The organism is Kitasatospora sp. NPDC023385 (assembly GCF_055664045.1).
Genome location: NZ_JBVOOL010000004.1, coordinates 252,826 through 266,201, shown reverse-complemented (window position 1 = coordinate 266,201; position 13,376 = coordinate 252,826). Strand labels below are relative to the sequence as shown.

13 protein-coding genes are annotated in these 13,376 nt (G+C 73.1%); 6 read left to right on the top strand and 7 right to left on the bottom strand.

Annotation, left to right across the window (positions count from 1 at the left end; all coding sequences use genetic code 11):
- Window positions 1-12 precede the first annotated feature (12 nt).
- The 3 genes from AC0B61_RS09090 (at window position 13) to AC0B61_RS09080 (ending at window position 2,583) form a co-directional block, all read left to right on the top strand.
- Window positions 13-1,317, top strand: coding sequence for an adenosylmethionine--8-amino-7-oxononanoate transaminase (locus AC0B61_RS09090; protein ID WP_471739961.1), 1,305 nt, complete (start codon window positions 13-15; stop codon window positions 1,315-1,317).
- Window positions 1,314-2,048: a dethiobiotin synthase gene (gene bioD / locus AC0B61_RS09085; protein ID WP_471739960.1), complete on the top strand. Its 735-nt coding sequence runs from the start codon at window positions 1,314-1,316 to the stop codon at window positions 2,046-2,048. The genes AC0B61_RS09090 and bioD overlap by 4 nt, the downstream gene beginning before the upstream one ends.
- A gap of 88 nt (window positions 2,049-2,136) precedes the next feature.
- Window positions 2,137-2,583, top strand: coding sequence for a hypothetical protein (locus AC0B61_RS09080; protein ID WP_471739959.1), 447 nt, complete (start codon window positions 2,137-2,139; stop codon window positions 2,581-2,583).
- 39 nt (window positions 2,584-2,622) lie between these two features.
- Here the strand turns inward: AC0B61_RS09080 and AC0B61_RS09075 are convergent, their stop codons facing one another.
- Window positions 2,623-3,288: an alpha/beta fold hydrolase gene (locus AC0B61_RS09075; RefSeq protein WP_471739958.1), complete on the bottom strand. Its 666-nt coding sequence runs from the start codon at window positions 3,286-3,288 to the stop codon at window positions 2,623-2,625.
- A 265-nt stretch (window positions 3,289-3,553) separates the two neighbouring features.
- Here AC0B61_RS09075 and AC0B61_RS09070 point away from each other — a divergent pair, with 265 nt between their 5' ends.
- Together AC0B61_RS09070 and AC0B61_RS09065 are read left to right on the top strand one after the other, a co-directional pair.
- Window positions 3,554-4,261: an AraC family transcriptional regulator gene (locus tag AC0B61_RS09070; RefSeq protein ID WP_471739957.1), complete on the top strand. Its 708-nt coding sequence runs from the start codon at window positions 3,554-3,556 to the stop codon at window positions 4,259-4,261.
- 134 nt (window positions 4,262-4,395) lie between these two features.
- On the top strand, window positions 4,396-5,730 hold the full coding sequence (locus AC0B61_RS09065; protein WP_471739956.1) for a serine/threonine-protein kinase: 1,335 nt from the start codon (window positions 4,396-4,398) through the stop codon (window positions 5,728-5,730).
- A gap of 82 nt (window positions 5,731-5,812) precedes the next feature.
- On the opposite strand, the gene AC0B61_RS09060 is transcribed toward AC0B61_RS09065, so the two are convergent.
- The 3 genes from AC0B61_RS09060 to AC0B61_RS09050 form a co-directional block, all read right to left on the bottom strand.
- Window positions 5,813-6,211 (bottom strand): hypothetical protein, encoded by a 399-nt coding sequence (locus tag AC0B61_RS09060; RefSeq protein ID WP_471739955.1) that lies wholly within the window; start codon window positions 6,209-6,211, stop codon window positions 5,813-5,815.
- A 466-nt stretch (window positions 6,212-6,677) separates the two neighbouring features.
- Window positions 6,678-7,679: an ArsR/SmtB family transcription factor gene (locus tag AC0B61_RS09055; RefSeq protein ID WP_471739954.1), complete on the bottom strand. Its 1,002-nt coding sequence runs from the start codon at window positions 7,677-7,679 to the stop codon at window positions 6,678-6,680.
- A gap of 267 nt (window positions 7,680-7,946) precedes the next feature.
- Window positions 7,947-8,630, bottom strand: a complete 684-nt coding sequence (locus AC0B61_RS09050) for a helix-turn-helix domain-containing protein (RefSeq protein WP_471739953.1) — start codon at window positions 8,628-8,630, stop codon at window positions 7,947-7,949.
- Between the two features lie 113 nt (window positions 8,631-8,743).
- On the opposite strand from AC0B61_RS09050, the gene AC0B61_RS09045 reads away from it, so the two are divergent.
- Entirely contained in the window at window positions 8,744-10,180 is a 1,437-nt protein-coding gene (locus tag AC0B61_RS09045) for an aminopeptidase P family protein (RefSeq protein ID WP_471739952.1), read from the top strand.
- Between the two features lie 337 nt (window positions 10,181-10,517).
- On the opposite strand, the gene AC0B61_RS09040 is transcribed toward AC0B61_RS09045, so the two are convergent.
- From AC0B61_RS09040 to AC0B61_RS09030, 3 genes are all read right to left on the bottom strand, one after another.
- The gene (locus AC0B61_RS09040) at window positions 10,518-11,189 is read right to left on the bottom strand and encodes a class I SAM-dependent methyltransferase (protein ID WP_471739951.1); all 672 of its coding nucleotides are present in this window, start codon (window positions 11,187-11,189) and stop codon (window positions 10,518-10,520) included.
- 31 nt (window positions 11,190-11,220) lie between these two features.
- Window positions 11,221-12,489, bottom strand: a complete 1,269-nt coding sequence (locus tag AC0B61_RS09035; protein ID WP_471740107.1) for a sugar ABC transporter permease — start codon at window positions 12,487-12,489, stop codon at window positions 11,221-11,223.
- Window positions 12,490-12,560: 71 nt separating this feature from the next.
- Window positions 12,561-13,340, bottom strand: coding sequence for an ATP-binding cassette domain-containing protein (locus AC0B61_RS09030; protein ID WP_471739950.1), 780 nt, complete (start codon window positions 13,338-13,340; stop codon window positions 12,561-12,563).
- Between the last annotated feature and the right edge of the window lie 36 nt (window positions 13,341-13,376).

Below are 13,376 nucleotides of genomic sequence, written 5' to 3'. Positions count from 1 at the left end.
AGAGACCTCACCATGCCCCCGCTGCCCGCGGACACCCTGCTCGCCCTCGACCGCGCCCACGTGTGGCACCCGTACGGGCCGATGCCCGGCACCGTCACGCCCTACGTGGTCGAATCCGCCTCGGGGGTGCGGCTGCGCCTGACCGAGCCCGTCGCCGGCGGGCAGCGCGAGCTGGTCGACGGGATGTCGTCCTGGTGGGCGGCGATCCACGGTTACCGGCACCCGGTGCTGGACGAGGCCGTGCGCGAGCAGTTGGGGCGGATGAGCCACGTGATGTTCGGCGGGCTCACCCACGAGCCCGCCGTCCGGCTGGCGGCGAAGCTGGTGGAGATCACCCCGGAGCCGCTGCAGCACGTCTTCCTCGCCGACTCGGGCTCGGTCGCCGTCGAGGTCGCGATGAAGATGTGCCTGCAGTACTGGCAGTCGACCGGGCGGCCGCAGAAGCGCCGGCTGCTGACCTGGCGCGGCGGCTACCACGGTGACACCTTCCACCCGATGTCCGTCTGCGATCCGGACGGCGGGATGCACCACCTGTGGGCCGGGGTGCTGCCCGGGCAGCTCTTCGCGCCGCAGCCGCCGGCCGGGTTCGACGCCCCGCTCGATCCCGAATACGCCAGCGAGTTCGAGGAACTGATGGCACGTCACGCGGACGAGCTGGCCGCCGTCATCGTCGAGCCCGTGGTCCAGGGCGCGGGCGGCATGCAGTTCCACTCCCCCGCCTACCTGCGGATGCTGCGCGAACTCTGCGACCGGTACGGGGTGTTGCTGGTCTTCGACGAGATCGCCACCGGATTCGGGCGCAGCGGCGCGCTGTTCGCCGCCGACCACGCGGGCGTCTCACCGGACGTGATGTGCCTCGGCAAGGCGCTGACCGGCGGCTACCTCACCCTGGCCGCCGCGCTGTGCACGAGCGAGGTCGCGGACGGCATCAGCCGCGGCGAGATGCCGGTGCTCGCCCACGGGCCGACGTTCATGGGCAACCCGCTGGCGTGCGCCGTCGCGAGCGCTTCGCTGGACGTGCTGCTCGGACAGGACTGGGCGGTGCAGGTCAAACGCATCGAGACCGGCCTCGCCGACGGCCTCGCGGCGGCGGCCGCACTGCCGGGCGTACGGGACGTACGCGTCCAAGGCGCCATCGGCGTCGTGCAGTTGGACCATCCCGTGGACGTCCCGGCGGCCACCGAGGCGGCTGCCCGCGAGGGCGTCTGGCTGCGCCCCTTCCGGGACCTCGTGTACACCATGCCCCCCTATGTGACGGAGGACGAGGACGTGGCACGGATCGCTGCCGCCGTGACCGCCGCGGCGGTGGCGGGATGAGCGCGCGCATCCTGTTCGTGACCGGGACCAACACGGACGTCGGCAAGACGGTCGCCACGGCGGCCCTCGCCTCGGCGGCGCTGCGGGCGGGGCGCAAGGTCGCCGTGCTCAAGCCGGGCCAGACCGGCGTCGCCCCCGGCGAGCCCGGGGACGCGTCCGAGGTCCGGCGCCTCGCCGGTGACCTGACGTACCGTGAACTGGCTCGCTACCCCGAGCCGTTGGCCCCCGACACCGCCGCCCGGCGGTCCGGGCTGCCGTACCTCTCCCCCGCCGACGTGGTGTCCGAGGTCGCCGAACTCGCCGACAGCCACGACCTCGTCCTGGTCGAGGGCGCGGGCGGCCTGCTGGTCCGCTACGACGACGAGGGCCGCACCCTCGCCGACCAGGCCCGGGCCGTCCGCGCCACCGGGCTCGACGCCGAGGTGCTCCTCATCGCCTCGGCCGGCCTCGGCACGCTCAACATCGTCTCCCTCACCGCGGAGGCCCTCGCCGCGCGCGACCTGCCGCTCACCGGCGTCGTCGTCGGCTCCTGGCCCGCCTCCCCCGGCCTCGCCGAACGCTGCAACCTCGCCGACCTCCCGCGCTCCGCCGGCGCCCCCCTGCTCGGCGCCCTGCCCGAACGGGCGGGCACGGCCGAGGACTTCGCCGCCCTCGCGACCGCCTCGCTGGCCCCCGAGCTGGGCGGCAGCTGGGACGCGGCGCACTTCGCGCACGTCCATCGGCCCGAATAGGCCCGAACCGGCCCGGCTTCGCTCGAAGGTGTGATCCCTGCCCCCGAACCACGGGCACGAGCGCTACCGGCTCCCTACCGTTCCTCCCATGACAGACGGGCTGACCGTAGACGAGGCCCTGCGGGCCTTGGCCGCCCTGGAGGCGGCATGGAACGACGACGCCGAGGCACTGTCCGCCCTTGCGGCGGGCAGCGCCGACGAGCAGCCGTTGCCGGCGCTGGTCGCCGCGTACGGCGAACACGCGATGGACACGCTGCTGGCGCTGGCCTTCGGCCTGCGCTCCACCATGAGCGACGAGGAGATCGCCGAGATCTCCGACGCGGTCAGCTCCAACATCGGGGCGAGGATGAGCGCCCTGCTCACCCAGACCCTCAGGGCCTGGGGCGCCGTCGCCGCGCCGGACGACCTCGCCGTCACCAGGATCATCGCCCACACGGTGATCGACGCGATGCGCGCGGTCACGGAGGACCCGAGCAAGACCGAAGTGCTGCCGCTGATCGCGACCTTCCGCACCTATGCCCTCAACGGCGTGTGAGAACGCCGGCGTCCGAGGGCTGCACGCTTCGGCGCGCCCTCAGCCGAGCAGCAGCGCGGCGACCGCCTCCGGCGCCTCGTGCAGGGCGTCGTGGCCGGTCGGGAGGTCGTGGACCTGCCACTCGGGATCGGCCCGGAGCCGGGTGCGGAGTTCGGCGAACGGCGTCCGGTCCTCCCACCCCGAGCAGTAGACGAACTCCCGTCGGGGGACGCGGTCGACGGCGCCCGTGAGCCGGATCGTCTGCAGGAACGAGGCGAGCGGATGGGGGCGGCGGCGGGGATCGCCGGCGCCCGGCGGTCGGACGGCGTAGCCGGTGGCCGCGGCGCCGGCGGCGAACACTCCCCGGAAGTGCTCGTTCGTCGACGACCAGCACGACTTTCCGTCGCGCGGCACGTACGCGTCGAGATGCACCAGCCGTGAGATCCGGCCGCCGGCGCGGTCGGCCGCGGCGGCGATCACCATCCCGGCGTAGCTGTGGCCGACCAGCGTCGCGTCGGTGATGCGGTGGCGGTCGAGGTGCCGTAGAACGTCGTCGGCGTGCGTGTCGAGGTTGGCGGCCGCCACCGTCGCATCGTCGTCGTCCGGCCGCAGACCGGTCAGGGTCAGGGCGTGAACGGTGTGACCGGCACGCTCCAGCAGCGGAACCACCGCCTCGAACGACCAGGAGCCCTTCCAGGCGCCGGGCACCAGGACGAACGTAGCCATGCGTTGTCTCCTTCTGTCTCAAGTTCTGTCTCTAGCCGCGGCATCGGGGCACGCCGCCTCGATGACCTGTGGTGCGGTCGGGCGCTCTGCACGACCGGAAGCCAGCGGGCCTGTAGGTAGTCTCACCGGATCAAGCTGTGGCTCGTTACCGACAGGACGCCGACTGATGCCCGTTCACGGCCAACCTCGCCGGACCGCCGGTGTGACGTCCCAGGTGTGGCCGTCCGGCGGGCGCCACCTCTGGCCGTCCGGAGGCACGAGCACAGTGCAGTCGCACGCCCGGGGACACCTGGTGTACGCGGCCGGCGGCGTCCTGGCGGTCCACACCGAGCGCGGCACGTCGATCGTCCCCGCCAACCGGGTCGCCTGGACCCCCGCCGGATTCCCGCACCACCACCGCGCCCACGGCGACACCGACATGCGGATCGTCTTCCTCACGCCGTCCCTCGCCCGGCTGATACCGGACCATCCCGCCGTGTTCCTGGCCACCGGCCTCGCCCGCGAGGTCCTGCTCGCCCTGACCGTCCCCCGCGACCACGACGACGCCGCACCCGACCGCAGCCGCTCCGCGCGCTCCCGTCTCCTCCGCGTCCTCGTCGACGAACTCCGCGAAGCACCCGAACAGCCACTGCACCTGCCGGAGCCACGGGACGACCGGCTGCAGGCCATCGCCCGGATCCTGCACGGGACACCGGCCGACAACGCCACGCTGGCCGAACTCGGGAAGGCGGTCGGAGCCGGCACCCGCACCCTCAGCCGGCTGTTCCGCGACGAACTCGGCATGACCTTCTACGAGTGGCGGACGCAACTGCGCATCCACCACGCGCTCGTGCTCCTCGCCGACGGCCACGACACCACCCGCACCGCCTACGCCTGCGGTTGGGCCAACCCCAGCAGCTTCATCGCCGCGTTCACCGACATCATCGGAACGACCCCGGGCCGCTACCGCAACGGCCTCCGGACGAACCGGTAGCCGGGCGCGGTAGCCGGGCGCGGTAGCCGGACCACCACCCGCGAACCTCTGCTCGCACAAATCCTCCTGACCTTGGATCAGTTCAACGCGGTACCGTCGTCCGGACAGCACTGGCGGTGAAGCGAGGGGGCCTGGTGGACGAGCTGCAGCCGACCGATCCGCGGCAGGTGGGGCGGTACCGGATCACCGGGCTGCTGGGCGCCGGCGGGATGGGCCGGGTCTACCTCGGGCAGTCGCCCAGCGGGCGGCTGGTCGCGGTGAAGGTGGTGCGGCCGGAACTCGCCCAGGATCCCGAGTTCCGGCGCCGGTTCGGCCGTGAGGTGGCCGCCGCCCGCAGGGTCAACGGCTTCTTCACGGCCGCCGTGGTCGACGCCGACCCCGAGAACGCGGCCCCGTGGCTCGCCACCGCCTACGTCCCCGGCCTGCCCCTGGACCGGGCGATCGCGACGCACGGCCCGTGGCCGGCGGAGAGCGTACGGGCCCTGGGCGCGGGCCTCGCCGAGGCGCTGGAGGCCATCCACGCGGCCGACCTGGTCCACCGGGACCTCAAGCCCTCGAACGTCCTGCTCGCCCCGGACGGCCCCCGGGTCGTCGACTTCGGCATCTCGGTGGCCGCCGAGGCCACCGCGCTCACCCGCACCGGGATGATCGTCGGCACCCCCGGCTTCATGGCCCCCGAGCAGCTCACCGGCGCGCCCGTCACCCCGGCCACCGACGTGTTCGCCCTCGGCGCGGTCCTCGCCTACGCGGCCACCGGCACCGGCCCCTTCGGCACCGGCTCGGCGCAGGCGCTCAACTTCCGCATCGCGTACGAGGAACCCGACCTCTCCCGGCTGCCGACGGGCCTGGAGGTCATCGCCCGCTGCCTCGCCAAGGACCCCGCCCGGCGCCCCTCGGTGACCGCGCTCATCGAGGAACTCGCCCTGCTGCCGGTCGACACCCGGCCGCCGACCACCGAAGCCGCGCCGCCGGTGACCGCCTGGCTACCGCCGCCCGTCGCGCACGCGCTGCCCGGCACGGCGATCGCCCGGCCGGTCGCACCCGCCGAGCCGACCCCGGCCGTACTTCCCGCGGCGGCCCGGCAACGCGCGGTGCTCCCCTTCTGGCTGGCCATCGCCGCCCTGGCGCTCGCCATGGTCCTTCCGCCCGTCGAGGGGTCGACGGTCGCCATCACCAGCCTGTCCGACGGCTCCTGGCCGGTCGTCGTGGCCTCCGCACTCGGCGCCGCCACCTGCACGGCAGCGCTGTTCCTCGCGCGAAGCGCCCGCACGCTCCCCGTCCCGCGCTGGCCCCGGTACCTGCACGGTCTCTCCGCTGCCCTCAACAGCGGGCTGTTCCTCTTCTACCTGTACGTCCAGTCGACTCGGGGGTACCTCGATCTCCTCGCCTCCGGCGCGTACGCCTACGGCCTCGGGGTCGCGATGCTCGTCTACGGCGTCGTCCGGTTCCCGCGGTCGACGGCGCGGTAGCGTCCGCCGGTCATCATTCGCCCGGACGGAAAGGCCTTATCCCGCCGGTCGGCCGCCCCGGCCACGTGCCACGCCTGAGCGTTCAGCGGCCTTCCCGGACCAGGAACGGGCCGGAGTTCCAGCGGAGGCCGGCCGGTCCTCCGGTGGGCCAGTCGTGGTCCAGGCGGCGGCGGTCGCGGCCGAGCGCGCCGAGGTCGTGGGGCCGCAGGGTGCCGGCGACGAGCCCACCGGCCTCGGCGGCGGTGAGCGGCAGGACCGTGACGTACTGGGCGTCGTCGCCGCCCATCCAGTCGACGAACTCGGTGAAGATCCACGCGAACCGCTGTGAGCAGTCCCGGCAGCGCCGGACGGCGACGGAGAAGTGCGACCCGTCGACCACCTCGGCCTCGTGCTCGAACCCCTTCTGCTGCCTCCGCCACACCGCCTGCGCGTCCTCGCCGTAGCACTTCGCGCAGCCGAACTCCATCATCGGCCTTCTCATCGGTCGACTCCCTGTTCCGCCCGTTCCGCGACGTCCCGTCGCGGCCCATGATGCCCGGCCCGGCGCCGGACGGCACCGGTACGCCGATCGCCCGTCGGGCCGGTCACGGTCCGCCGAGGAGCGGCCGACCCGCCGATCGGACCGCCGCCGTCGGCCGACCGCGCCCCCGCGGCAAGCAGTCGCCCGGGCCCGTACGCAGGTGGAACCCATCACCGGGCGAGGCGTCGGCGTCGCCGTGCCCGACATCACCCGCGCCCCGGCCGCCATGGACGCCACGGTCGACGCGCCCGGCAGAACGCGACCGGGCGGTGGAACAATTCACGGCCCGTTTCCGTACCGTTCGTGCACGGGGTGGGGGCCTGGAACAGCCCGGTTGACGGCCTGCCGACCGGCTCGTAGTCCTGACTCATCAGCCTCCGCCCGCTTGGCACCTCTGGCGCCTCCCCCTACGGCCGCACGGCGTCCGCTACGAGGCCGGCAGTGACGGCTCCGGGTTGTCGAGCAGGAGGTCGTGGCCGACGTCGGTGAGGGAGTGGCGGACCTGCTTGCCCTCGCGCCGGGTGCCGATCAGGCCGGCCGCGCGGAGGGCGGCGGCGTGGGCGGAGGCGGAGGGCGGCGTGACGCCGAGGCGCTGGGCGAGTTCGGTGGTGGAGCAGGCGCTGCCGGCGATGGCGCGCAGGACCCGGGCCCTGGCGGGGCCGAGGACGGCGGCGAGGCCGTCGGCGGCCGGTGTCCGGGTCGCGGGCTCGGCGGTCGGGGCGGCGATCGGGTGCAGCAGCAGGCTCTGGCGGTCCGGTCCCGCCAGCAGGCTGATGCCCTGCTGGACGAAGTAGTTGGGCCGCAGCTCCAGGCCCCGGCCGCCCAGTTCGAAGGAGCCCTCCAGCTCGCCGAGGGTGCACTCCAGCACGCCCTCGTCCCGCCAGACCGCCTTCGGGTGGAGCGAGTCGAGCATCGCGCCTATCCCGGAGCGGGCGGTGGTGCGGGCCCGGACGGCGATGTCGGCCTCCAGGGCCCGGCGGATCTCGGGCCAGTCCGGGGCGAGGCAGGACCGGAACAGTGCCCAGGCACCGTCGCTGACCTCGCGCAGGCCCCGGGGGCCGTCGTCGCGCAACCGGGCGAGGGCGGCCGGGAGTTCGGGCCCGCTGCCGAACATCGCGACGTCCTCCTCGACCGCCCGCTGCGGGACGGCGAGGAGCGCGTCGAGTTCGTCGGTCAGCTGCCGGCGGACGGCGTCGAGGTCGGCCACCATGAAGTCGGGGACGCCGATCGGGCTCGCGTTGACCACGTCGAGGAAGCGCCCGGCCCGGTCGGGCACGTGGCGGCGGATCTCCCGCCACCAGCGCTCGCTGCGCGACCCGACGCTCTGGTGCACGCCCCGCCGGGCCGAGGCGGCCATCAGGTGGTCGAACGGCGATATGACGAACCGGGTCTTCGCGAGGTCCGCGACCCCGAACTTCAGTGCGATCACGAACCTACCCCCGGCTCCCCGCAGCCGCCTTGACCTGGCGCGTTGTTGACTATTAGGCCCCGAGGCTAATGCATGGCCGTCCGGCCGCCGCGCTTGGCATGCTCTCCCTGGTCGGCACCGCGGAGACCCGCTCCGGCCCCCACCACGAGGGGAGTGGGGGCCGGGGCCCACCGCCTCCGCCTCGCCACGGCTCGACGGGCCGCACCGCGCATTCGGTAAACCGAACGACCTCCGAACGCCGTCCAAACGACCTCCGAACGCCGTCCGTCAGTGATCGTGCCGCAGCGCGAGCTGCCCCGTGGCCGGCCCCGCCGGTTCGTCGAGGTGGAGGCGCTGTTCGGCGCGGTACTGGAGCAGGAGCACGGAGCGCACCGCCTCGCCGCCCAGGGCGGTGTACGAGTGCGGCAGCGCGGCATCGAAGCCGACGTAGTCGCCAGGGCCGAGTTCGACCTCGCGGCGGCCCGCCCGGACGCGCAGCCGGCCGGCCTGGACGATGGTGTGCTCGGTGCCGATGTGGCCGCCGGAGATCTGCGTGCCGTCGGTGCGCACCTGCTGGTCGTAGACCTCGAACACCACGTCCCCGGACTCGATCCGGCGCAGTGGGCGCAGGTCGACGCCCCGGCCGCTCAACACCTCGGCCTCGGCCGCCCGGACCACCGTCACCTCGTCGGCGGGCCGCCCCTCCACCAGGTCGGAGATCGGCACGCCGAGCACCCGGGAGAGCCCGAGCACGGTCTCCAGGGTCGGGTTGCCGGCGCCGGACTCCAGCTGGGAGAGCGTCGCCTTGCCGATCCCGGCCCGCCGGGACAGCTCGGACAGCGTCAGCCCGTGCGCGGCCCGGACCCGCTTCAGGTTGGCGGCGAGGACACCCCGAACGGACTCCTCACCCTGATCGGACCGCTCAACCTGAAAAGACTGCTCACCCCGAACGGACTCCTCGGCGTCGTTCACGCTCGACCTCTTCTCTCCCGACACCCGTTCGATATACCGTACGGGACGCATGCCGTCGGACGGGGCAGCGTAGCGAAGCACCTCGCATCCACCACCCTCACCAGGAGACCGTAGTGACCGAGCCCGCCGAGACCATCAAGTACCGGAAGAACGGCCTCACCCGCGGCGTGACGGACGAACTCGCCGAGAACATGAAGCAGGGCTGGGCCGACACCGAACGCACCGCCCTGGCACCGATCCCGCAGGCCGCGCACACCGCCCGGCGCCGCGCCGAACTGTCCGCCGCCTACCCCGGCGAGCTGCTGGTGGTCCCGTCCGGCAACCCCAAGGTGCGGGCCAACGACACCGACTACCCGTTCCGGCCGTCCTCCGACTACGTGTACCTGACCGGCGATCAGTCCCAGGACGCCGTGCTGGTCCTGGAGCCCACCGGCGACAGCGGCCACACCGCCGTGCTGTACCTGCGCGACCGCTCCCGGACCGACAACGGCGAGTTCTGGCTGGACAACCACGGCGAACTGTGGGACGGCCGGCGCAACAGCCTGACCGAGAGCGAGCGGCTGCTCGGCCTGCCCTGCCGGGACGTGCACACCGTCCACGCCGACCTGGCCGCCGCCACCGGCCCGGTCCGCGTGCTGCGCCGCCACGACGCGGGCGTCGAGCAGGCCCTCCAGGGCCGGGCCGTCGCCGAGCGGGACGCCGAGTTCGAGGCCTTCCTGTCCGGACTGCGCCTGGTCAAGGACGAGTTCGAGATCGCCGAGCTGCGCTTCGCCTGTGAGGCCACCGCCCGCGGCTTCGAGGACGTGGTGCGCGTCCTCGGCACCGACGCCCGGACGCCGGAGCGGCTGATCGAGGGCACCTTCTTCGTCCGGGCGCGGATCGAGGGCAACGACGTCGGCTACGGCACCATCGCCGCCGCCGGCCCGCACGCCACCACCCTGCACTGGGTGCGCAACGACGGCCACGCCGAGCCCGGCGACCTGCTGCTGCTCGACGCGGGTGTGGAGACCAACGAGCTCTACACCGCCGACGTCACCCGCACCCTGCCGGTCAGCGGCCGCTTCACCGAACTGCAGCGCAAGGTCTATGACGCCGTGTTCGCCGCCCAGGAGGCCGGCATCGCCGCGGTGAAGCCGGGCGCCGACTTCCGCGACTTCCACCGCGCCGCCCAGCGCGAGCTCGCCGAACACCTCACCGCCTGGGGCCTGTTCGGCGACCTGACTGCCGACAAGGTGTACGAGCTGGGCCTGCACCGCCGCTTCACGCTCGCCGGCACCGGCCACATGCTGGGCATCGACGTCCACGACTGCGCCCACTCCCTCACCGAGATCCACGTGGACGGCCCGCTGAAGCCCGGCATGGTGCTCACCGTCGAGCCGGGCCTCTACTTCCAGCAGAACGACCTGACGGTGCCGGAGGAGTACCGCGGCATCGGCGTGCGCATCGAGGACGACATCCTGGTCACCGCCGACGGCAACGAGAACCTCTCCGCCGACCTCCCCCGCCGCTCCGACGAGGTCGAGGCCTGGCTGGCCCGCCTGCGCGGCTAGGCAACACCGGTGCGCGGCACCCCGGGAACCGGCCCCGGGGTGCCGCGCACCGGCGGGTTCGACACGTGGCGCGACGAAGTCGTTCGCATGCGCATCGGCCCCAGCGGACCACGCCCCGGTACCGGCCGCCAGCGCTCGGCGGCCGTCCGGACGGGGACTGGAACGGGAGCGGGCGGGTTCAGCTCTCCAGTGGCTTGACCCCACGGCGGGGATGTCGTCGGGGGTGGCGGCGCGCAGCACCGGCTTCTCGATCACGGCGGTCTGGTCGGTCATGCGGGCCTGTCCAGCAGTCGCCCCGGGCCGGCCGCCGGGAATTCCGGCCCGCGAGCGGGCGCCCTCAGCCGAGGCGCCACACCGTGGTGGTCTTGACGGCGGTGTCCTCCAGGTCCGCGACCACCGGCACCTGGTACGCCGCCACCGCCGTGAACCGGTCCCGGGGCAGGTAGGCGCGGCCCGGGTCGCCGACGATGACGGTGGCGCCGCGCGCGGCGGCCCGTTCCAGGAAGGGCAGGAAGCGGGCGGCCATGGCCCGCTCGTAGAAGACGTCCCCGGCGAGGACGACCTCGGCGGGGGCGCCGTCGCCGTCCACCAGGTCCACCAGGGCGCCCTCCACCCGTACGCCGTTGTCCTCGGCGTTGAGGCCGATCGCGGCGACCGCGAAGGCGTCGATCTCGGCCGCGCGCACCGTGGTCGCGCCGCGCAGCGCGGCGGCGACCCCGACCAGCCCGGATCCGGCGGCGACGTCCAACACCGCGCGGTCCGCGACCAGTTCGGGGTGGTCCAGCACGTAGCGGGCGACGGCCACCCCGCCCGCCCAGGCGAAGGCCCAGAACGGCGGCGGCAGGCCGTCCCGGCCGCGAGCCCGCTCGGTGGTCTCCCACAGGGCGATGGCGTCCTCGGCCATGTGCAGGCTGATCTCGGGTACGAAGGGGACGGGTTTCAGCTCGGTCTCGCGCCGGATGAAGGCGAGGTCCTCGGCCGGCTGGAGAGTACGCAGTTCACTCGGCATGTCCCGCAGCATAGGGCCAGCCGGGGGACGCTCACGCCCGTCCGGCGGCCTTCTGGGTGCGCCGGGCCAGCGAGTCGACCACGACGGCGGCCAGCAGGACCGCGCCGGTGATCATGAACTGGATGGCGTTGCTCAGGCCCTCGATGTTCATCCCGGACTGGATCGAGCCGATCACCAGCGCGCCGAGCAGCGCGGACCAGGTCTTGCCGCGGCCTCCGAACAGGCTGGTGCCGCCGATGACGGCGGCCGCGATGGCGTTCATCAGCAGGTTGCCGCCACCGGAGGTCTGGCTGGCGGACTGGATCTGCGCGGCCAGGAACAGACCGCCGACCGCCGCCATGGTGGAGCAGATGCTGAAGACGCTGATCCGGATCCAGGAGACGTTGATGCCGGCGCGCCGGGCACCCTCGATGTTGCCGCCGAGCGCGAACACCTGCCGGCCGTAGGCGGTGCGGCGCAGCACGAAGTCCAGCACCACGATGAAGATCAGGAAGATCAGCAGCGCGAGCGGCAGCCCCTTGTACTGGTTGAGCGTGTAGGCGGCGAGGAAGGCGATGACGGCCAGCAGGACGGTCCGCAGCACGATGTCGGCCACCGGCCGGGACGGCACGCCCGCGGCCTGGCGGCGGCGGGCGTCGACCAGTGAGGCGAACAGGAACAGCAGGACGCCGACCGCCGCCGCGCCGTAGGCGGCGATCTGCTGGCCGTAGATCGTGCTGTAGAGCCTGGACACGATGTCCTTGCCGGACAGGTTCACGGTGCCGCTGGCGCCGAGGATCTGCAGCATCAGGCCGTTCCAGCCGAGGTTGCCCGCGAGGGTGACCACGAAGGCCGGGACGCCGACCTTGGCGAAGAAGATGCCGTGGATCGCGCCGACGATCGCACCGCCGGCGATCGCGGTGATCAGGGCGACCCACTGGTTGACGCCGTTGGTCACGTTCAGGACGGCGAAGATGGCCGCGCACAGGCCGCTGACCGAGCCGACCGAGAGGTCGATCTCGCCGAGCAGCAGCACGAAGACCACGCCGATCGCGATCATGCCGGTGCCGACGATCTGCTGGGACAGGTTGGAGAGGTTCTGGGCGGACAGGAAGCTGCTGTTGAGGCTCCCGAAGACCACCCAGATCACGATCAGGGCCAGTACGACGGGCAGCGAGCCCAGTTCGCCGCTGCTCATCCGGCGGCGGAACTCCGCGAGGTAGCCCTTGATGCCCTCCTGGCGGACGATCAGCCGGGGGTCGACCGCGGGGGTGGCCTCCGGGGCCACCGGGACGGGGGCGTTGACGCCGCCCGTGGACATGCCGTCCTCGGGCAGCCGGGCGCGGTGGCGTTCGGGCTCGCCGCCCGGGGGGCTCCCGGGGATGTTGTCGCTCACTCGGAACCCTCCTGGCCGCGGGCCCTCCGACGGGTCACGGCGTTGTCCGTGGCGCCGGTGATGGCCGAGATGATCTCTTCCTGGTTGGTGTAGCGCTTGTCGAAGACGCCGTTGTTGCGGCCGAGGCGCAGCACCGCGACGGTGTCCGCGACGGCCATCACGTCCGCCATGTTGTGGCTGATGAGGAGCACGCCGTGGTTCTGCTCCCGCAGCCGCTCGACCAGGTCGAGCACCTGGGCGGTCTGTTCGACGCCGAGGGCGGCGGTCGGTTCGTCCAGCATCACGACCTTGGGCGAGCCGATCAGCGCGCGGGCGATCGCGACGACCTGGCGCTGGCCGCCGGACAGCGAGGCGACGGGGATCCGCACGCTGGGGATGCGGATGGAGAGGGTGTCCAGCAGTTCCCGGGAGCGCTTCTCCATCGCGACCTCGTCGAGGATGGTGAAACGCCGGATCTCGCGGCCGAGGAAGAGGTTCCCGACCACGTCGAGGTTGTCGCAGAGCGCGAGGTCCTGGTAGACGGTGGCGATGCCCAACTGCTGGGCGTCCTGCGGCCGGTGGATGGTCACCGGCCTGCCCTGCCACTCGATGGCGCCCTCGTCGGGCTGGTGCACCCCGGCGATCGCCTTGACCAGGGTGGACTTGCCGGCGCCGTTGTCGCCGACCAGGGCCACCACCTCGCCGGCGCGCACTTCCAGTTCGATGTCGGTGAGCGCCTGGACGGCGCCGAACCGTTTCGAGACCCCGCGCAGAGCGAGTACGGTCTCACCTGCCACAGTGACCAACTCCCTTGCCCCGCCTTCGTCGTGGAG